Origin of the sequence: Pseudomonas sp. RSB 5.4, assembly GCF_037126175.1 — a bacterium.
Taxonomy (GTDB): domain Bacteria; phylum Pseudomonadota; class Gammaproteobacteria; order Pseudomonadales; family Pseudomonadaceae; genus Aquipseudomonas; species Aquipseudomonas fluorescens_H.
On record NZ_CP146986.1, the window covers coordinates 588,105 to 607,328 of the forward strand.

Genomic DNA, 19,224 nt, shown 5'->3' on the forward strand with positions numbered 1-19,224 from the left:
AGTACGGTGAGCTTGAGAATGTCAGCGCACCAGACACGGCCGCTTGGTATCGAACGTCCATCCCGGAATCAAAAACTGCATCGCCACGCTGTCATCCCGTGCCAGTCGGTGGCGATGATGCCGCGCGCGCGGCCATGTGGCTGCACCTGACCAACAGCCGCGACCGTTTCAGTGCTCAAGGCTGATTGCCGTTGGTCTGCTCGATAGCACGTCGTTTAGAGGCACGCTTCCAAGCTGTATGGCCCGGATTTTCCGGACCTCCTCGGTGAGGTGTGTCATGGCTAATGATTTGCTGTTTCAGGGTGGTGTGCTGCCGACCGATCCAACCCGTCCGGTGCCCGGCACGGACGAGCCGACGCTGGCCGATCACGATGCGCCGCCGGGCATGAGCCCGGGGCGTGATCCGCTGAGTGATGCCGATCGGCCGGAAGACTGGAAGGATCCGCCGGCTGCCGATGATGTGCCGCCGGCAGATGAGCCGACGCCGTTGTCGGATGATCGCAGGTAGTGAAAAAAACCGGCCTTGGTGCCGGTTTTTTTGTCGGTCTCAGTTGGCGTTTGTGTTGTGCAGGCGGGCCTCATCGCGGGCAAGCCCACTCCCACAGTGGTCGGTGGTCTCATATCGCCTGTCCTGTGGGAGCTGGCTTGCCAGCGATGGCGGTCACAATGTCGCTGAAGGTCAATGATCAGACTTCTATTGTGCGCGCTACCACCCGCCGCTCCAGATTCAACGCCAGCACACTGATCAACACCACGGCCGCGCCAATCAGAACCATCAGCGCCGGCTGCTCGCCGAGGCCCACTGAAGCAATCCCCATCGCCGTCGGCGGTATCAGATAAAGCGTCATCGTCGCCCGGCTCAAATCCACATGCCTGAGCACAAAGCCCCAGGCCAGATAGGCCAGTGCACTGGGAAATACCCCTAGCGCCAGCACCGCCCACTGCACTCGAAGCGGTGCTTTGACTACCGCCGCACCCAGCCCCGGCAGATAAATCAGCAATAGCAGCGTCCCCGACCACACTGCATAACAGGCCAGACTAAAGCCGTCATAACGTCGGGCGTGATGTTTTTGCAGGGCGAAATAAATGCTCCATGACAGCGCTGCCAGCAGGATCAGCAAACCATGCGCGTCGATCTGCCCCAGGCCCCGATCGGCACTGACCACGATCACAACGCCGACCAGTCCCAGCAACACGCAGCCCCAACGCCAGACACTGACCTGATCCTTGAACACGTAACGCGCCAGCAGCGTACTGAACAGCGGGCTCGACTGCGCCAGTACGCTGGAGGCGCCGGCACTGACGCTTTGCTGGCCGATGTTCAGCGCCACGTGATGCAGGCTGACGGCAAAAAATCCCAGGGCGAACAACAGCGGCACGTCGCGTCGTTGCGGCAGGCGAATGCCATTGAACGCCGCGATCACGGCCATGAACAACGACGCCAGGAGAAACCGCAGCAACGCCAGATGTCCGGGGTCGTACGCCTGCAGGCCGATGTGAATGCCGGTCGGCGAATAGGCCCAGCAACTGATCACGAAGGTCATGGCCAGAATGATTTTCAAGGGAGAAGGAGACGGCATGATCGGCGCACCGCAAGGGTTGATGCGCCGAGTATCCGGGCGGCGAACAAGTCTCCACAACTGACTTATACTGCGCTGAATGTTCACTTTGAGTGATGAGTATGGAGCTGGCGCAGATCCGCATGTTCAAGACCGTGGCCGACGAGGGCAGCATTGCCCGCGCCGCTGAAAAATTGTTTTGTGTGCCGTCGAACATCACCGCACGGATCAAGGCGCTGGAGGCGGAACTCGGTGTGGCGCTGTTTCTGCGCGAGGGGCGCGGGCTGCGGATCAGCCCGGCGGGGCAGACGTTCCTGGCGTATGCCGAGCGGATTCTGGCGCTGACCGCCGAAGCCAAGCGCGCGGTGGATCCCGCCGCCGAACCGTCCGGCCCGCTGCGTATCGGCGCGATCGAGTCCTCGGCCACCGGGCGTTTGCCGCGCCTGTTGGCCAAGTTTCACCAGCGCTATCCGCAGGTGGCGCTGGAGTTGACCACTGGCACCTGGGGCCAATTGCTCGACGACACCGTCAGCCATCGCCTCGACGGCGCCATCGTCGCGGTGGACGTCGAGCGCGCGCAACTCAAACGCACGCCGATGTACCGCGAGGAGCTGCTGTTGATTGCTTCGACGTCGTTCGGCCCGGTGCGTGACATCCACGACTTGCAGGATAAAACCGTGTTCATGTGGCCGCAGGGTTGCCCGTATCGGGCGGCGCTGGAGCACTGGCTGTTGCGTCAGGGGCAGGCGCTGCCGATTGTCAGCCTGGCCAGTTACGGGGCGATTGTCGGTTGCGTGAGTGCTGGCGCCGGCGTGGCATTGGTGCCTAAAGGCGTGTTCGAGCAATACGCCAAAGGCGCTGGATGCGTGGGCTATGAGTTTCCCGAGCTGACGGCGATCGACAACCTGTTTTACTGGCATGAAAACGCCGGGGTGCACCCGGCGCGTGAGGCTTTTGTGGAGATGTTGCGCGAGGAATTCCTCTGACTCCGTTACGCCCACATTCCCTGTGTAGGAGCTGCCGCAGGGGAGGGGGTCAGGGAGTCAGGTCGCGCATCAGCAGGCCAAAGCGCAAATCCACCGCATCCGGAATCGGCAAGTAAACCGTGTGCCCGTCGCCGGGGGCGACTTCAATCGCCTCCCCCTTGGCATTCTGCAACTGGTGCAGAGCGAAGTGGAAATTGCCCTTGGGCGTCATCAGTTCCAGATGATCGCCGAGGGCAAAGCGGTTCTTCACCTTGACCTCGGCCAACCGGTCGCGGCGCTCGCCGGTGAGTTCGCCAACGAACTGCTGACGCTCCGACACCGAGCTGCCGTTCTGATAATTCTGGTATTCGTCATGCACATGGCGGCGCAGGAAACCTTCGGTGTAGCCGCGCTGGGCCAGTGATTCCAGATCGGTCATCAGGCTGCGATCAAACTCGCGCCCGGCCATCGCGTCGTCGATTGCCCGGCGATAGACCTGAGTGGTGCGCGCGCAATAGAAGTGCGATTTGGTCCGGCCCTCGATCTTCAGCGAATGCACGCCCATGCGCGTCAGGCGTTCGACGTGCTGCACGGCGCGCAGATCCTTGGCGTTCATGATGTAAGTGCCGTGCTCGTCCTCAAAAGCCGGCATCAACTCATCGGGCCGATTGGCTTCCTGTAGCAGGAACACCTGATCGGTCGGCGCGCCGATACCGAGGGTCGGCTCGGGCTGGAAGGTCTGCACGATCTCGCCGAGTTGATTTTCGGTGGCCGCCTGCGCCGAATATTTCCAGCGGCAGGCGTTGGTGCAGGTGCCCTGATTGGCGTCGCGCTTGTTCATATAGCCCGACAGCAGGCAGCGCCCGGAGTAAGCCATGCACAGCGCGCCGTGGACGAACACTTCCAGTTCCATGCCTGGCACCTGTCCGCGGATTTCGCCGATTTCTTCCAGCGACAGCTCCCGCGACAGGATGATCCGGCTCAGCCCCTGTTGCTGCCAGAACTCGACACTCGCCCAGTTCACCGTGTTGGCCTGCACCGAGAGGTGGATCGGCATCTGCGGGAAGTGCCGGCGCACCAGCATGATCAATCCCGGATCGGACATGATCAGTGCGTCCGGTGCCATCTCGATCACCGGTGCCAGATCCTTGAGGAAGGTCTTCAGTTTGGCGTTGTGCGGGGCGATGTTGACCACAACATAGAAGCGCTTGCCCTGGGTCTGCGCTTCGCGAATGCCGAGGGCGAGGTTGGCGTGGTCGAATTCGTTGTTGCGCACCCGCAGGCTGTAGCGCGGCTGCCCGGCGTAAACCGCATCGGCACCGTAGGCGAAGGCGTAGCGCATGTTCTTCAGGGTGCCGGCAGGGGCGAGCAGTTCCGGGGCGGCGAGGGGGAGTTCTGGCTTCATGGCGGCATCGGTCGCAAAAGCGCGGCAGGGTAGTGCAGTGGCAATCGCGGTTTATTGATCTGGATCTACGTTTGAGTCAGCGAGACTGACCTGTGCGGCTCATTTGTGTAGATCCTGCACAAAATATGTGTCGGTTTCACTGTGTTCGGTGCGACGGTGGCTGCTTAACATTCGCTCATCAAATCAACCGAAGCAGGACTCTCCCATGCAGAACTTTACTCGTCGCTTTCTCACCGCTTGTGCATTTTCCGGTGTCTTGGCCAGCACCGGGGCCATGGCTGACAGCCACCCGACCATTCGTGCGATGTCCGGCGCCACACCGGCCGATCATTTGCCGGCCGGCAAATCCGCACTGGTGGTGATCGATTTCCAGAATGAATATTTCAGTGGCCGGATGCCGATCCCGGACGGTGCCGCCGCTCTGGCGAAAACCCGTGAGCTGATCAGCTTCGCCGACAGCCACAAGATCCCGGTGTATCACGTGCAGCACGTCGCGCCGGCTGGCTCGCCGGTATTTGCCATCGATGGCGAGACCGTTAAATTTCACAAGGACATGCAGCCACGCCCGCAAGACGTGGTTCTGCAAAAGACCACGGTCAGCGTATTTGCCAGCACCGACCTTGACGAGCGCCTGAAGAAGGCCGGCATCAATACGCTGATCATTTCCGGTCTGATGACTCACGCCTGCGTCGCCGGCGCCGCGCGGGATGCTGCGCCGCTGGGTTACAACGTGATCGTCGCCTCCGACGCCTCGGCCACCCGTGCGATTACCCGCGTCAATGGCTCGTCCATCGACAAGGATTCCCTGCACCAAGCTGCACTGGCGGAAGTGGAAGACACCTTCGGTGACGTCATGACCACCGAGCAGATCGTCAAGCTGCCGGTGCGCTGAATGCTGGCCGTGATCGGCAACTATGCTCCATGAACAAAGATGGCACTCGCGCGCGTCCCGGCTGACTAAGGTTCGGGGCGTGCGAGACGCCTGACTGACATGGATCGGACATGAACGAAAAAAACCTGCAATTCAAATCCCTCACCGTGCTGTTGCTGTTGGTGACGGTCGCTTTCATCTGGATTCTGCTGCCGTTCTACGGCGCGGTGTTCTGGGCGGTGATCCTCGGCATCCTGTTTGCGCCGATGCAGCGCCGGTTGCAGCAAAAGTTCGGCTGGCAACGCAATCTGACTTCTCTATGCACCCTGGGCATTTGTCTGGTGATCGCGATTTTGCCGGTGATCATCCTCAGCGTGTTGTTGGTCCAGGAAGGCGCGACGCTGTACACCAACATCGAAAGTGGCCAACTGGACATCGGCGCCTATATTGCGCAGTTCAAACACAGCCTGCCGCCGTACTTCCAGCATCTGCTCGATCGCTTTGGCATGGGCGAACTCAATGGTCTGCGCGAGAAAATCGTCAAGGCGTCGATGCAGGGCAGTCAGGTGCTGGCCAGTCAGGCGTTCAGTTTCGGTCAGGGTACGTTCGAGTTCGTGGTCAGCTTCGGCATCATGCTGTACCTGCTGTTTTTCTTTCTGCGCGATGGCGCCGAGCTGGTGCGCAAGATTCGCACCGCGGTACCGCTGGAAGAGAATCACAAACGCCGTTTGCAGTTGAAATTCAATCGGGTGGTACGCGCGACGGTGAAGGGCAACCTGGTGGTGGCGGTCACTCAAGGGGCATTGGGTGGGGCGATTTTCTGGTTTCTCGACATTCCCAGCGCGTTGCTGTGGGCGGTGCTGATGGGCTTTCTGTCACTATTACCGGCGGTGGGCGCGGGGATCGTCTGGGCGCCGGTGGCGGTGTACTTCCTGCTCAGCGGGATGATCTGGCAGGGCGTAGTGCTAGGGCTGTTCGGGGTGTTCGTGATCGGCCTGGTGGACAACGTGCTGCGTCCGATTCTGGTCGGCAAGGACACGCGCATGCCGGATTACATGATCCTGATCTCGACCCTCGGCGGTCTGGCGGTGTTCGGCCTCAACGGTTTCGTGATCGGGCCGCTGATCGCGGCGCTGTTCATGTCCAGTTGGGCGTTGTTCATCGAGACCAAACCGAAAGTCCAGTTGCCTTAAGCGTGGAATGGGCGGCTGACGATTTTCTGCGACAGGGCCTGCGCCGCGGGCAGCGAAGTGAGCGGGCCGCTGATCGGCTCGCCATCGCGCACCAGATACCAGCAGGCGAGCAATCCCGACGCTCTGAGCGAGGCGGGAACAGCGCTGCCAACTACCGACATGATTTGAACCTGAGCCATGACAAGTACCTCCATCAATCTGTGGAGCTACCTTAGGGATTCGCTGCGCTCAGGGACAATCAACGCTTTCGATAGTGGTCATTGATAACAGTGAGGGCTGTTTCAATCGACAACCTGGTCGAGCATGTGCACCACTTCGCGCTCATTGAGCAAGCCCTTGTGCACCAGATGCTCCGCCAGCAGCGAAAGAAACTTGGCGCAGCGGTGGCCTTCCAGGTGCTTGAGCTCAGTCAGCGTGTTGTACACCTTGCCTGAGGTGCATAAACCGACAATGCGATGCGGGTTTTGTGTAGGCATATCGTCGTCCTTGTTGTTATCAACCTGTTGTTTACGGACGGATTCAGATTGCGGCTCCGTCATGACAAATAGATGACCGTTTTCCTCAGCATCAGGAAAGGGCGCTGTATTCATCATGCCGATTCTAGTCGCCAGCATTGTCCTGGTAGCGACCTTCGCAAGATTTATTCAGACATACCCGAACGAAAACAGGCCCCGCCTTGCGGCGGAGCCTGTTTCATTTACAGCCTGTACGCTACAAACGTCGGCCTTAGTAGCGAGGCTGAACGTAATAGCCCGGTGGCTGGTAGTAAACCGGTGGAGGTGGTGGCTGGTAGTAGACCGGTGGCGGTGCGTAAACCGGCTGCGGTTGTACATACACCGGTTGCTGTACGTAAACCGTGCGCGGTGAGGACATCACCGAACCCGCTACCACTGCGCCCAACACTGCACCGACAGCGGCCGGACCAACCCAGCCAGCGTGTCCGCCGCCCCAGCAGCAGCCGCCGTGACCGTGATAATAGTAACCACCGGCTTGCGCCTGTCCGGTAACAGCCAATGCACCGATCAGCAAAGCTAAGACAGGAAGTTTACGGATCATGATAATTCCTCGTTATTCAACCCGGCGCTTGAATCTGCAATTAGACCCAAGGACTATCGCGGGGATACTTCTAAGACAACGTGTTTTTGTAAATCAGCACAGCGTCTGGGTAAAGTTTGTGTAAGGTCTGTACCGGCTTCTTTACCGTATGGCCAAAGCCTCGCGAAGCCCGTTGCAGATAGTGCTTATGATCGTTCACAACACGATGGAATGGCTAACTCCGTCCATCCGAAAGTCGGTTTTCAGGAGAAGTTTCATGCAGATGAATCCCAACAAAGACACCCAGCTGTGCATGTCCCTGTCCGGGCGCCCCGGGAACTTCGGTCTGCGGTTTCATAACCATTTGTATGAGCAGTTGGGCCTGAACTTCTATTACAAGGCGTTCAGCAGTCAGGATCTGCCGGGGGCCGTCGGCGGGATTCGTGCGCTGGGGATTCGCGGTTGCGGTGTGTCGATGCCGTTCAAAGAAGCGTGCATCGCGCTGGTCGATGAACTGGATGCGTCGGCGGCGGCGATCCAGTCGATCAACACCATCGTCAACACCAACGGCCACCTCAAGGCCTACAACACCGACTACATCGCCATCGCGCAATTGCTGGAAACCCACGCGGTGCCGAAGGATTCGACGTTCGCCCTGCGCGGCAGCGGCGGCATGGCCAAAGCGGTGGCCAGTGCCTTGCGCGATGGTGGTTACAGGAATGGGTTGATCGTTGCGCGCAATGAGCGTGCCGGACGGGCGTTGGCGGATTCGCTGGGCTATCGCTGGCAGGCGGAGCTGGGCGAAGAGCGGCCGCAGATGCTGATCAACGTCACCCCGGTGGGCATGGACGGCGGCCCGGAGGCCGGGCAACTGGCGTTCGAGCCTGAAGTGATCCAGGCTGCCGAGACCGTATTCGATGTGGTGGCGATTCCGTCGGAGACACCGCTGATCGTGCGGGGCCGGGCCGAGGGTAAAAAGGTCATCACCGGGCTTGAGGTCATTGCGATCCAGGCGCTGGAGCAGTTTGTGCTGTACACGGGCGTGCGGCCGAGTGAGGAGCAGTTTGCGGCGGCGGTGGCGTTTGCTCGCAGCTGATCATTGAGTTTTGCGCTCAGCCAGCGGGCCCCTTCGCGAGCAAGCCCGCTCCCACAGAGGAATGCATTTCAATGTGGGAGCGGGCTTGCTCGCGAAGACTGCGACTCGGTTGTGAGTCGGGTTGCCTATACTGCGGCCTCAGCAAGCCAAGACTTGCCCCTCACAAAAACCTGATCGAGGCGCCACCATGCATCCGCCCATCCTCAACCTGCACCAGGTCGAACTCGAACCCCTGCCCGAAGCCCTGGCCCCGGAAGGCGAAACCGCTGGCCGCTATCAACAACGCATGGCCCGCATCGGCCAGCATCTCGGCGCACAGAAGCTCGGTTATCGGCTCTATGCCCTGCCGCCGGGCATGCGCGGCAGTCCGTTTCACAGCCATCGGGTCAACGAAGAGATGTTCTACGTGGTAGCCGGGGAGGGCGAGGTGCGACTGGGGGCCGAGCGCTTTCCAATCCGCGCAGGCGACGTGATTGCCTGCCCGCCGGGCGGCCCGGAAACCGCGCATCAGATCATCAATACCAGCGACGCGGAGCTGCGTTACCTCGCGGTCAGCACCCAGCAGCAACCGGATATCTGTGAGTACCCGGACTCCAACAAATACGCGGTGATGGACAACTTCAAGGTTGATGCCGAGGGCAATACGTCAGGTTTTGTTGCCGTGGCGCGGCTGGCGGACGGGGTGGATTACTGGGAGGGTGAATAAATAGACCCTGTGGGAGCGGGCTTGCTCGCGAATGCGGTGGGTCATTCACCGGGATGTGACTGACACGGCCTCTTCGCGAGCAAGCCCGCTCCCACAATAGGATTGTGGTGATTATTCGAGGCGCGCCAGACGCTCTTCCAGCGCTGCAATTCGCGCTTCCAGTTCTTCGATGCGCTCAACCGAAACACCGCCGCTAGAGCGTTCCCCAGGATTCTGTCGCGCCGCCAATATCGCCTCGATATCCGCCGGATCGCCCAGCGCATGGGTGTAGCGGTCTTCACGCTGACCGGCCTGACGCGGAATCAACACCGCCAGCCCGCGCGCGATCAGGCGTTCAAGCTGATGCACCACCTGCTCGGCATCTTCGAAGTCATGCATGCGGCCGCTGCGGGTCAGCAGCTCATTGACCGTTTGCGGGCCACGCAGGAACATCAAACCGGTGAGAATCACTTGGGCCGGCACCAGTTCCAGCGCCTTGTCGAGCTTGTGCTCCCAGCGATCGGCGCGACTGCCCATGACCAGTTTGGCGTAACCGTGGCTTTCCAGCGCCCGCAGGCTCTGGCCAACCTGGCCTTGAGTCAGGTTCATCACCGGTTCACGGCTGGTTTTCTGATTGCAGGCCAGCACCAGTGCATTGAGGGTCAGCGGGTAGGTTTCCGGGCTGGTGGCCTGTTTTTCGATCAACGAACCCAGAATGCGGATTTCCGTGGCGTTGAGCCGTGGTTCGTCGGTAGTGGTTTCAAGTTCGGTGGTCATCGCGCGTTCCCTCTGCAGTCGAAGGCGCCTAGCCTAATCCTTGGCTAACAAAAGGCAAGCCGTGTGGTCATCAAGCATGGCTATAATCGCCTCCACGTTCCACCCAGCCATCATACGAGACTGCCATGACCATTTCCCTGTACGCCGCATCCGTCCCGGTTTTTCAACAAATGCTCAACGCCCTGAGCGATGTCCTGAAAAAGGCTGAGGCCCACGCCACCGAGAAAAACATCGACCCGAACGCCTTCCTGCAAGCACGCCTGTACCCGGACATGTTCCCGCTGGTGCATCAGGTGCAGATCGCCGTCGACTTCGCTAAGGGCGTTACTTCGCGTCTGGCCGAAGTCGAAATCCCGAAATATGACGACACCGAAACCACCTTCGCCGAGCTGCAGGCGCTGATCGCCAAGGTCCTGGCTTACATCGGCGAGATCAAGCCAGAGCAGATCAACGGCAAGGAAGGCATCGAGATCGTGACCCGTCCGGGCACGCCGAAAGAGAAGCGCTTCAGCGGCCAGGCTTACTTGCTGAGCTACGGTCTGCCGCAGTTCTTCTTCCACGTGACCACTGCCTATGACCTGCTGCGTCATAACGGTGTTGAAGTGGGTAAACGCGATTACATGGGCGCTTACTAAAACACCCAGTTACAAAAAAAGCCCGCCAAGGTTTAAGCCTTGGCGGGCTTTTGTTTTTTGTAGGGGTTATGCGGTGCGTTGGGCTTTCGCTTCTTCACCCAGGCAAGCAGCGGCGGTGAACAGCACATCGGTGGACGAATTCAGCGCAGTCTCCGCCGAGTCCTGCAACACGCCAATGATGAAGCCCACCGCCACCACCTGCATGGCAATCTCGCTCGGAATGCCGAACAGGCTGCACGCCAGCGGAATCAGCAGCAGCGAACCGCCGGCCACGCCTGAGGCGCCACAGGCACAGATCGCCGCGACGACGCTGAGCAGGATCGCGGTCGGGATGTCTACGGCAATGCCTAGCGTGTGTACCGCCGCCAGGGTCAGCACGGTGATGGTGATCGCCGCGCCGGCCATGTTGATGGTCGCGCCCAGCGGGATCGACACCGAGTAGGTGTCTTCATGCAGGCCCAGACGCTTGCTCAGTTCCAGATTGACCGGAATATTCGCCGCCGAGCTGCGGGTGAAGAACGCGGTGATGCCGCTTTCGCGCAGGCACTTGAGGGTCAGCGGGTACGGGTTGCGACGCAGTTTCCAGAACACGATCAGCGGGTTCATCACCAGCGCGACGAACAGCATGCAGCCCAGCAGTACGGCCAGCAGATGTGCGTAACCGATCAGCGCGCCGAAGCCCGAGGTGGCGAGAGTCGAGGCCACCAGACCGAAAATGCCCAGCGGCGCGAAACGAATCACTACGCGCACGATCAGCGTCACGCCGTTGGACAGGTCGCCGAGCACTTCGCGGGTGGTGTCACCGGCGTGGCGAATGGCAACGCCCATGCCGATCGCCCAGGCCAGAATGCCGATGAAGTTGGCATTCATCAGGGCGCTGACCGGATTGTCGACCACGCTCAACAGCAGACTTTGCAGCACCTCGGCGATGCCGCCTGGCGCGGTCACCGCGACATTGTCGGTGGACAGCACCAGATGCGACGGAAAAGCCATGCTGGCGACAACCGCCACGACTGCGGCGGCGAAGGTGCCGAGCAGGTACAGGAACAGGATCGGTCGAATGTGCGTTTCCTGACCGTGCTTGTGGTTGGCAATCGACGCCATCACCAGCACGAAGACCAGAATCGGCGCCACGGCTTTCAGCGCCGAGACAAACACTTTGCCGATGAACGCCGAACCTTTCGCCGCTTCCGGAGCGAACAGCGCCAAGGCAATACCGGCAATCAGGCCGATCAGGATCTGTGTGACCAGGCTGAGGTTTATCAGGCGTTGCAGGAGAGAAGGGGATGAAGCAGTCATGACGGCATCTCTGTTTTTATACGGTTCAGGGTTGCGTGAAACCGGTGATACATCGGGGGCAGGTCACCGGCATGCAACGATAGGGCTGACGCGAAACCAACGCCACTAAACGGGGCGTTGATACGGGTGTACGTTTTTCGGGGCGCGGACTTTATCACAGCGCAGGCCTTATCCTTCAGACCTGTGACGATCTGCCACCGGATTGATCGGCAAGTCGGCAGGTTTGTGCAAGTCAGCACTGAAACACTCTGTTAAGATTCGCCATCCTCATTTTCATAGTCTGCCAGCGGGCCTCTCGGTCATCGCTGGTGTCGTCGTTTTGCTGGAGTTGCTCATGCTGTTGCCCATTCTTCTGTTGTCCGCCGCCGGCTTCACGGTGCTGACCACGGAATTCGTCATCGTCGGCCTGTTGCCGGCAATCGCCCGAGACCTGGCGGTGACCATTCCGCAGGCCGGTCTGCTGGTGACTTTATTCGCTTTCACCGTGGCGATGTTCGGTCCATTCTTGACCGCGTATTTCGCCCGTTTCGAGCGGCGCAAGCTATTCATCACCATTCTGATCATGTTCGGTCTGGCCAACACTGTTGCGGCGCTGGCGCCGAACATCTGGGTCATGGCGATCGCCCGGTTGATTCCGGCGCTGGGTCTACCGGTGTTCTGGGCCTTGGCCAGTGAGACGGCGGTGGACATCGTCGGTCCGGATTACGCTGGCCGTGCGATTGCCAAGATTGGCTTCGGCATCGTTTGCGCGACGGTGTTCGGTATTCCGGTGGGCACGTTGATTTCCGATGCATTCGGCTGGCGCAGCGCGTTCGCGATTCTGGCGGTCATCGCTTTCGCCAAGGCCTTGTTGCTGTTTGTGTACCTGCCGAAAACCAGCCTGCACCAGCATCAGGTCAGCTTCGCCTCGCAGTTCAAGATCTTGCGCAACCCGCTGATGATCGGCCATGTTGTGTTGTCGATTCTGGTGTTCAGCGGCATGTTCACCGCCTACACCTATCTGGCCGACATTCTCGAACGGCTGGCCGGGTTCAACGGCACGGTGGTTGGCTGGTGCCTGATGGGCTTCGGTGCGGTTGGGCTGGTCGGCAACTCGCTGGGCGGTCGCGCGGTGGATCGTCATCCGTTGGGCGCCTCGGTGCTGTTCTGCGCGTTCATGATTGCCGGCATGGTGTCGCTGGTGCCGAACATTCACTCGACGGTGGGATTGGCGGTGGCCATGGGCATCTGGGGTATCACTCAGGCTGCGCTGTTCCTGGTCAGCCATGTGCGTCTGATGAAAGCCGCGCCGCAGGCACCGGCGTTTGCCGCTTCGTTGAATATCGCCGGGGCCAATCTCGGGATCGGCCTGGGCGCGATGATCGGCGGTCGGGTGATCGACAGTGCCGGCCTCGGCTTTCTGGGGTTCGCCGCTGCCGGCTTCATTCTGTTGTCGGTGTTCCTCGCCATGGTGTTGATGACGCTCAAGCCGCGTGAAGAGTGCGCGCAGGCTTCATAACGCCGTAAACAGCTCGCGTCGGGCACCTTCGGTAATCGCAACGATGCCGGGGTGCTTGACCTTGCGCTCCACCGAAATGGCATAGAACGACTCGGTCACCGCGTCGGTCTGGCCAATCACTTCGACGCCGTACTGGCGTCTGACTTCATCGGCAATAACGCTCGGACCGATGAAAATCCCGCTGCCCGACTGGCCGAAGGCCTGCATCAGGGCGCTGTCATCGAACTCCCCGACGATTCGCGGCTGGATCTGCTGCTCGGCGAACCAGCGCTGCAAACGGCTGCGCACCACGGTTTCCGCCCCGGGAATCAACAGCGGTGCGCCGTTGAGGTTGCGCGGAAAATCCTCCCCGTATTGCGCCGCAAGTTCTGCGGTGGCGAAGAAACTGATCCCGCATTCGCCAAGCTTCTGGCTGTAGCCCTTGATGTCGAGGTGCGACGGCATGGGGCTGTCGGAGATCACCAGATCCAGACGCTGGATCGCCAGATCCGCCAGCAGGCGTTCGAGTTTGTCCTCGCGGCAGGTGATGCGCAGCGGCTCGTTCAGCTCCATGGTTGGTGCGATCAGGCGATAGACGATGGATTTGGGCACCACATCCGCCACGCCGACGCGAAACAGGATCTGCTGTTCGTTGGGCTGGGCGCGCAGCATCAATTCCAGCTCGCCGCCCAGCTGGAACATCTGCTCGGCGTAGGGCAGGGCCTGACGTCCGGCCTCAGTCAGCTCAAGCTGCCGGCCGACCCGTTGAAACAGTTCAATGCCGTAGGTTTGTTCGAGCAGCGAGATCTGCCCGCTTATGGTTTGCGGCGTCAGGTTGAGTTGCTCGCAGGCACGCACGATGCTGCCGGTCTTGGCGACCACCCAGAAGTAATGCAGTTGTCGGTAATTCAGCATCCGCCGCGTCCCCCTTTGTAGGAGCTGCCGCAGACTGCGATCTTTGATTTTTTCAAGCAAGATCAAAAGATCGCAGCCTTCGGCAGCTCCTACACTAGTTGTCATGGTTCGTTAAAGCCGAAGTATAGCCGCTAAAAATACGAATTTTCCTGAAGTGTTTGTCTCCCTAGAATGCCCAGCCATCGACGGGCGGTCTGTGACCCTGTCTGTTCATTCGAAGGAAAGCCTCATGAAATACACAATCCCTGCATTGATGTTTACGTCTTTACTGCTTATGGCCGGTTGCGATCAGGCCGAGAAAAGCGCTCAGCAATTGATGGGCAAGGCTGCCGAAAGCGCCAAACAGGCAATCGACGATACGCACAAGGCTGCTGAACAGGCGCTCAGTGACGCCACCGGCGGCCTGATCGAGAAAAAAGAAACACCGGAAAAAGATGCGGAAAAATCCGAATCTTCCTCCAAGACCATCTAAACCGTCTTACACAGAGTCAGGACTGACCCATGGAATATCTGTTAGAACTCGCCGCCAGCCCCGCCGCCTGGGTTGCTTTGGCCACACTGGTGGTGATGGAGATCGTGCTCGGCATCGATAACCTGATCTTTATTTCGATCCTGACCAACAAACTGCCCGTTCAGCATCGGCAGAAGGCGCGTCGAATCGGTATCGGCATGGCGCTGATCCTGCGTCTGGCCCTGTTGAGCACCATCGCCTTCATCGTGCAGTTGACCGCCCCTGTGATCGAAATCATGGGTCAGGCGTTCTCCTGGAAGGACATGATCCTGATTGCCGGTGGTCTGTTCCTGGTGTGGAAAGCCACGACCGAGATCCATCACAGCATGGACCCGGCGCCGGAAGACCCGAAAACCGCGACATCGACTGTGACTCTGGGCTTCGCTGCCGCGATCGGTCAGATCCTGATGCTGGACATGGTGTTCTCGATCGACAGCATCATTACCGCGGTGGGCATGACTGAACACCTGCCGATCATGGTAATCGCGGTGGTGGTGTCGGTGATGGTGATGCTGTTTGCGGCTGAGCCTCTGGCCAAATTCATCAACGACAACCCGACGGTGGTGATGCTGGCGCTGGGCTTCCTGATCATGATCGGCATGACGCTGATCGCCGAAGGCTTCGGCGCCCACGTACCGAAAGGTTATGTGTATGCGGCGATGGCGTTCTCGGCAGCGATTGAAGTGCTGAACATGATGTCGCGCCGGGCGAAGCAGAGGAAACTGGCTGAGCAGGCGTAATCGCTGACCAGTCAAAAGCCCCCTGAACCTTTGAGTTCAGGGGGCTTTTTTATGGTTTTTCAGTGCGCGGTCGCGTGGCGTGCGTTGTGCTTTTGCGGTTTCTCGACCGCCACAGGCGGCAGCGGATGATGGTGGCGCCGGGCGATGCGCAGCACGCCCCACAACATGGCGGTGGCCACAGCCAGCCAGCCGGCAATCAGCATTACGATAGTCATGGTCAGGCTCATCAGTGCCTCCTCTTTGCCCTGCATCGGGCACCCACTTTTTCCATTTCAGTCTTTTTCACTGACAGTCTAGTCATTGGCGTGTTTCAAGCTATTGACCAAAGGTCGGTGGTGACCAATCACTTTGCTCTATGTAAGCACTGCATCTGCCGTTTAAGGCTATACCGCTGACCTGTGTCGACCTATGATCGGGGCTTTGCCGGAACAAGATGACCGGCGTCTGAACAGAGAGCGATGATGGGCCAGGTATTTTCTCGAATTCGTGCGGCATTGCTGGTAGCCGGATGCGCGGCGGTGTTGGCAGGGTGTGCGGGCAGTGTGGCACCGCAGGTCAAGCGCTTGCCGGAGCGGGTTGAGCTCAGTGGTACGTTTTATCGCGGCGAGGCTAATCAGAGCGGGCCGCAGGTGTTGGCGAGCCTGTTGTCGCAGCAGGGCATCGTGATCACCCCGGGTTTGCTGGAAAAGCCGCTGCATCTGCCGGGCGCCGAAGACAAGTTGCAACAGAACCTGCAGAGCCTCGCGCGTGAATACGGGATGGTCGTGTACCCGCTGGACAGCAACCTGCCTGCCTTGCTGACCCAGGTCGCGGCTGGCTATCCGGTGATGGTGCGTTTCAGCGAGGGCTCGGCCTTCTGGGCTGAACCGCGTTACGCAATCCTCTCCGGTTACGACCGACGCAAGCAGAAAGTACTATTGCGCGCCGGCATGAACCATCGCGAATTGATGAGTTTCAGTTCCTTTGAGTCGGCGTTCGAGAAGTCGGGCGGCTGGGCGGTGCTGATCCAGAAACCGTCGCAGATTCCCGCCGAAGTCGACCGTCAACGCTGGCTCAAGGCTGCGGACGAGCTGGCGCAGGCAGGGCAGGAGCGTGAAGCTGCGCAAGCGAAAAAGGCGCTGGCAGCACATTAAACTTCCGTTCGTCATCTGCCGGGCACCCTCACGCCCGGCACGCCTCTTAATGATAGAGCCCGAATTGGCGGGTGATTCAGGAGGCGAGCATGGCAGATTCCCCATCCCCCAAAGGCCCGCACTCGAGCGAGCATTCCTCTGGTCACGAGCTGGGCTTCGACCCGGATTCGCCGGACCTCGACGATCCGCAGGTCGATCCGGTTGGCCCCGCGAAGGCGCCGAAGGACGTGGAGTCCGGCGAAGACAGCAAGCGCCCGGCCAAACCCTATGACCCGTTAGCCGATCTGAAACCTTGAAGTGAGGTGCGTATGAGTACCGATTCCAGTTTCGACGATAAACATCCGGACAGTGTGCCGACCACGCCCGAGGAAGAGCTGGACCCCGTGCTGGACCCGGACAGCCCGCTGCGTGATCCGCTGGCGCGGCCTAATGTGATGACACCAGATCCGAGCGCTGGTGACGGCATTCCGGACGACGACAAAATGCCGTTACCCAATGATTGAATAACGGGTATTCAACAGCTGGCTGAATACCTCTGTGGCGAGGGAGCTTGATCCCGCTGGACTGCGCAGCAGGCCTTTTCTTGTTAAAAAAGAAGGTCTGCTACGCGCCCCAGCGGGAGCAAGCTCCCTCGCCACAGTTGAGTGCGTCGTTTTACTTGGAGGCTTCGACCACGCCGCTCTGGCGACCCTTGAGGTTTTTCTCCGCCTTGTATTGTTGCGCCACCGCCGGCACGTTGGTACTCCTGCCGGTTTCCATCCAGCTGCGGATACGGCTTGCGTCGGCGAAGTGGGTGTACTTGCCGAACGCATCGAGAATCACCAGAGCGACCGGACGGTTGCTCATCCGCGTCACCAGCACCAAGCAATGGCCCGCCGGGTTGGTAAAGCCGGTTTTAGTGATCTTGATGTCCCAGTCGGCCTTGTTCACCAGATGGTCGGTGTTGCGAAAACCCAGCGTGTAATTGGGTTTGCGGAACGACACGGTTTTTTCCTTGGTGGTGGTCAACTCGCTGAGGATCGGATGCTTGCTCGCGGCCACCAACAATTTGCTCAGGTCGCGGGCGGTGGAAACGTTGCGTTCCGACAAACCGGTCGGCTCGACATAGTGAGTGTTGGTCATGCCCAGCGCTTTGGCCTTGGCATTCATTGCCGCGATGAACGCGGCATAGCCACCCGGATAATGGTGGGCGAGGCTGGCGGCTGCGCGGTTTTCCGAGGACATCAGGGCAATCAGCAACATCTCGCGACGCGGCAGTTCGCTCTTGAGTTTGACTCGGGAGAACACGCCTTTCATTTCCGGCGTGTGGCTGATGTCGACGTCGACCCATTCGTCCATGTTCTGGTGCGCCTCGACCACTACCAAGCCGGTCATCAACTTGCTCACCGAAGCGATCGGCACGATCACATCCGGGTTGCTCGAATAGATGACTTTATTGGTCTGCAAATCCATAAGCAGGGCGCTGCCGGAGGCGATCTTCAGTTGCGAAGCGTCGCGCGGCGCGGCGGTGGTTTCAGCGGCGTTGACGGTTGGCGTGACGAATGTGCCTGAAAAAGCGAAAAACAGGCTCAGGATCGAAAGACGAATTTTCACGCGGGCGAACTCATAAAGGTTGGATATTCCGTTATTTTGTAACGGGTTATTTCTTAGAAACGGCGCATTTTAGGAGTATGGCTGAAGAACTGTCGATGGTTGTTTGAATGACCTGAAAATCTCGTGAAAAGGCCTGTGAAAAGAGGGGTTTCCGTCGAACGGTTAGAGTTTTTTCTCAGGAACAAAAAACCCCGCACAGGGCGGGGTTCTTTTATTGCGAAAAAACGTCTCAGGCGTGCAGGGTTTCTGCCGCGTAGAGGGTGTTTTCCAGCAGGCAGGCACGGGTCATCGGGCCAACGCCGCCCGGTACCGGAGTGATCCAGCCGGCGCGGGGCAGGGCGGTTTCGTACACCACGTCACCGACCAGCTTGCCGTCGTCCTGACGGTTGATGCCGACGTCGATCACGATCGCGCCTTCCTTGATCCACTCGCCCTTGACCAGACCTGGCTTGCCGGCGGCTACCACTACCAGATCGGCACGACCAACGTGGCCGGCCAGATCCTTGGTGAAGCGGTGCGTGACGGTCACGGTGCAGCCGGCCAGCAGCAGTTCCATCGCCATCGGGCGACCGACGATGTTGGACGCGCCAACCACCACCGCATCCAGACCATAAAGGTCAACGCCGGTGCTTTCCAGCAAGGTCATGATGCCTTTCGGAGTGCACGGGCGCAGCAGCGGAATGCGCTGGGCCAGGCGGCCGACGTTATAAGGATGGAAACCATCGACGTCTTTGTCCGGGCGGATGCGCTCCAGCAGTTTGGAGGCATCCAGGTGCTCCGGCAGCGGCAATTGCAGCAATACGCCGTCGATGGCCGGGTCGTCGTTGAGGCGATCGATCAGATCGGTCAGTGCTTCTTGAGTGGTTTCGGAAGGCAGGTCGTAGGCTTGAGAGAGGAAGCCGACCTCTTCACAGTCTTTACGCTTGTGCGAGACATAAACCTGAGAGGCAGGATCGCTGCCGACCAGGATCACCGCGAGGCCGGGAGTGCGCAGGCCTTGCTGGCGACGCTCGGCAACTCGTTGGGCGATCTGCTGGCGCAGGCTGGCGGCGATCGATTTGCCGTCGATTAGTTGTGCAGTCATTGCGCGTGATTAACCATCGAGAGGGGAAAAAAAGAGAACGCATTCTCGCATGTCAGGCGGTGAGGGCAAAGGCGCTTGGTCAGCAAATTCCCCTAACTCCTTTAATTAAATGAATTTTTTTCAAAAAAGATTTGACGACCTAAAGGTCGCTCTATACTATTCGTCGCACTTGTCGGGCACAGCCTAGCACTGGTTAAGAAGGTCGAGCGGAATTACGGTTCTGCGAAGCTGGAAAGCACTTAGTTTGTAGT

General features: G+C 59.6%; 24 protein-coding genes. 13 read left to right on the top strand and 11 right to left on the bottom strand.

What is annotated here, in order from left to right; genetic code table 11:
- Positions 1–277 precede the first annotated feature (277 nt).
- On the top strand, positions 278–508 hold the full coding sequence (locus tag V9L13_RS02455) for a hypothetical protein (protein ID WP_003223599.1): 231 nt from the start codon (positions 278–280) through the stop codon (positions 506–508).
- A gap of 178 nt (positions 509–686) precedes the next feature.
- Here V9L13_RS02455 and V9L13_RS02460 read toward each other — a convergent pair whose 3' ends face one another.
- Complete coding sequence (locus V9L13_RS02460; protein WP_338801366.1) at positions 687–1,580, bottom strand: DMT family transporter; 894 nt, start codon at positions 1,578–1,580, stop codon at positions 687–689.
- A 101-nt stretch (positions 1,581–1,681) separates the two neighbouring features.
- On the opposite strand from V9L13_RS02460, the gene V9L13_RS02465 reads away from it, so the two are divergent.
- On the top strand, positions 1,682–2,545 hold the full coding sequence (locus V9L13_RS02465) for a LysR substrate-binding domain-containing protein (protein WP_338802823.1): 864 nt from the start codon (positions 1,682–1,684) through the stop codon (positions 2,543–2,545).
- Between the two features lie 49 nt (positions 2,546–2,594).
- On the opposite strand, the gene yegQ is transcribed toward V9L13_RS02465, so the two are convergent.
- Complete coding sequence (yegQ, locus tag V9L13_RS02470; protein ID WP_338801367.1) at positions 2,595–3,929, bottom strand: tRNA 5-hydroxyuridine modification protein YegQ; 1,335 nt, start codon at positions 3,927–3,929, stop codon at positions 2,595–2,597.
- Between the two features lie 274 nt (positions 3,930–4,203).
- Here yegQ and V9L13_RS02475 point away from each other — a divergent pair, with 274 nt between their 5' ends.
- Positions 4,204–4,821 (top strand): cysteine hydrolase, encoded by a 618-nt coding sequence (locus V9L13_RS02475; RefSeq protein WP_247868469.1) that lies wholly within the window; start codon positions 4,204–4,206, stop codon positions 4,819–4,821.
- A gap of 110 nt (positions 4,822–4,931) precedes the next feature.
- Positions 4,932–5,993 carry an AI-2E family transporter gene (locus V9L13_RS02480; RefSeq protein WP_338801368.1) on the top strand — a complete coding sequence of 354 codons (1,062 nt, stop codon included), beginning with the start codon at positions 4,932–4,934 and terminating at the stop codon, positions 5,991–5,993.
- Here V9L13_RS02480 and V9L13_RS02485 read toward each other — a convergent pair.
- The 3 genes from V9L13_RS02485 to V9L13_RS02495 form a co-directional block, all read right to left on the bottom strand.
- Positions 5,990–6,172 (bottom strand): hypothetical protein, encoded by a 183-nt coding sequence (locus V9L13_RS02485; protein ID WP_258679342.1) that lies wholly within the window; start codon positions 6,170–6,172, stop codon positions 5,990–5,992. The two genes, V9L13_RS02480 and V9L13_RS02485, sit on opposite strands and share 4 nt — an antisense overlap.
- A 102-nt stretch (positions 6,173–6,274) precedes the next feature.
- Entirely contained in the window at positions 6,275–6,469 is a 195-nt protein-coding gene (locus V9L13_RS02490) for a hypothetical protein (RefSeq protein ID WP_003223604.1), read from the bottom strand.
- A 250-nt stretch (positions 6,470–6,719) separates the two neighbouring features.
- On the bottom strand, positions 6,720–7,049 hold the full coding sequence (locus V9L13_RS02495; RefSeq protein WP_003223605.1) for a hypothetical protein: 330 nt from the start codon (positions 7,047–7,049) through the stop codon (positions 6,720–6,722).
- Between the two features lie 256 nt (positions 7,050–7,305).
- Between V9L13_RS02495 and V9L13_RS02500 the strand changes: the two genes are divergently transcribed.
- Positions 7,306–8,124: a shikimate 5-dehydrogenase gene (locus tag V9L13_RS02500; protein WP_003223606.1), complete on the top strand. Its 819-nt coding sequence runs from the start codon at positions 7,306–7,308 to the stop codon at positions 8,122–8,124.
- A 187-nt stretch (positions 8,125–8,311) separates the two neighbouring features.
- Positions 8,312–8,830, top strand: a complete 519-nt coding sequence (locus tag V9L13_RS02505) for a cupin domain-containing protein (protein ID WP_338801369.1) — start codon at positions 8,312–8,314, stop codon at positions 8,828–8,830.
- A gap of 111 nt (positions 8,831–8,941) precedes the next feature.
- Here the strand turns inward: V9L13_RS02505 and V9L13_RS02510 are convergent, their stop codons facing one another.
- Entirely contained in the window at positions 8,942–9,586 is a 645-nt protein-coding gene (locus tag V9L13_RS02510; RefSeq protein WP_003223608.1) for a DUF480 domain-containing protein, read from the bottom strand.
- A 125-nt stretch (positions 9,587–9,711) separates the two neighbouring features.
- On the opposite strand from V9L13_RS02510, the gene V9L13_RS02515 reads away from it, so the two are divergent.
- On the top strand, positions 9,712–10,221 hold the full coding sequence (locus tag V9L13_RS02515) for a DUF1993 domain-containing protein (protein WP_338801371.1): 510 nt from the start codon (positions 9,712–9,714) through the stop codon (positions 10,219–10,221).
- A gap of 66 nt (positions 10,222–10,287) precedes the next feature.
- On the opposite strand, the gene sstT is transcribed toward V9L13_RS02515, so the two are convergent.
- On the bottom strand, positions 10,288–11,520 hold the full coding sequence (gene sstT / locus V9L13_RS02520; RefSeq protein WP_338801372.1) for a serine/threonine transporter SstT: 1,233 nt from the start codon (positions 11,518–11,520) through the stop codon (positions 10,288–10,290).
- Between the two features lie 334 nt (positions 11,521–11,854).
- On the opposite strand from sstT, the gene V9L13_RS02525 reads away from it, so the two are divergent.
- Positions 11,855–13,018: an MFS transporter gene (locus tag V9L13_RS02525; RefSeq protein ID WP_338801373.1), complete on the top strand. Its 1,164-nt coding sequence runs from the start codon at positions 11,855–11,857 to the stop codon at positions 13,016–13,018.
- On the opposite strand, the gene nhaR is transcribed toward V9L13_RS02525, so the two are convergent.
- Positions 13,013–13,912, bottom strand: a complete 900-nt coding sequence (gene nhaR, locus V9L13_RS02530) for a transcriptional activator NhaR (protein WP_045122374.1) — start codon at positions 13,910–13,912, stop codon at positions 13,013–13,015. The two genes, V9L13_RS02525 and nhaR, sit on opposite strands and share 6 nt — an antisense overlap.
- A gap of 229 nt (positions 13,913–14,141) precedes the next feature.
- Between nhaR and V9L13_RS02535 the strand changes: the two genes are divergently transcribed.
- Together V9L13_RS02535 and V9L13_RS02540 are read left to right on the top strand one after the other, a co-directional pair.
- Positions 14,142–14,384: a hypothetical protein gene (locus tag V9L13_RS02535; RefSeq protein ID WP_007965379.1), complete on the top strand. Its 243-nt coding sequence runs from the start codon at positions 14,142–14,144 to the stop codon at positions 14,382–14,384.
- A gap of 29 nt (positions 14,385–14,413) precedes the next feature.
- On the top strand, positions 14,414–15,163 hold the full coding sequence (locus tag V9L13_RS02540) for a TerC family protein (RefSeq protein WP_338801374.1): 750 nt from the start codon (positions 14,414–14,416) through the stop codon (positions 15,161–15,163).
- Between the two features lie 59 nt (positions 15,164–15,222).
- On the opposite strand, the gene V9L13_RS02545 is transcribed toward V9L13_RS02540, so the two are convergent.
- Positions 15,223–15,414 carry a hypothetical protein gene (locus V9L13_RS02545; RefSeq protein ID WP_045122375.1) on the bottom strand — a complete coding sequence of 64 codons (192 nt, stop codon included), beginning with the start codon at positions 15,412–15,414 and terminating at the stop codon, positions 15,223–15,225.
- A 210-nt stretch (positions 15,415–15,624) separates the two neighbouring features.
- On the opposite strand from V9L13_RS02545, the gene V9L13_RS02550 reads away from it, so the two are divergent.
- From V9L13_RS02550 to V9L13_RS02560, 3 genes are all read left to right on the top strand, one after another.
- Positions 15,625–16,296: a peptidase C39 family protein gene (locus V9L13_RS02550; protein WP_201138180.1), complete on the top strand. Its 672-nt coding sequence runs from the start codon at positions 15,625–15,627 to the stop codon at positions 16,294–16,296.
- 89 nt (positions 16,297–16,385) lie between these two features.
- A complete protein-coding gene (locus V9L13_RS02555; RefSeq protein ID WP_201138179.1) occupies positions 16,386–16,592 on the top strand; it encodes a DUF6021 family protein in 207 nt (68 codons plus the stop codon).
- 12 nt (positions 16,593–16,604) lie between these two features.
- Positions 16,605–16,799, top strand: coding sequence for a hypothetical protein (locus V9L13_RS02560; RefSeq protein WP_003223623.1), 195 nt, complete (start codon positions 16,605–16,607; stop codon positions 16,797–16,799).
- A gap of 151 nt (positions 16,800–16,950) precedes the next feature.
- Here V9L13_RS02560 and pbpG read toward each other — a convergent pair whose 3' ends face one another.
- Positions 16,951–17,889, bottom strand: a complete 939-nt coding sequence (gene pbpG, locus V9L13_RS02565) for a D-alanyl-D-alanine endopeptidase (RefSeq protein WP_338801375.1) — start codon at positions 17,887–17,889, stop codon at positions 16,951–16,953.
- Between the two features lie 229 nt (positions 17,890–18,118).
- Positions 18,119–18,973 carry a bifunctional methylenetetrahydrofolate dehydrogenase/methenyltetrahydrofolate cyclohydrolase FolD gene (gene folD, locus V9L13_RS02570; RefSeq protein ID WP_003223627.1) on the bottom strand — a complete coding sequence of 285 codons (855 nt, stop codon included), beginning with the start codon at positions 18,971–18,973 and terminating at the stop codon, positions 18,119–18,121.
- Between the last annotated feature and the right edge of the window lie 251 nt (positions 18,974–19,224).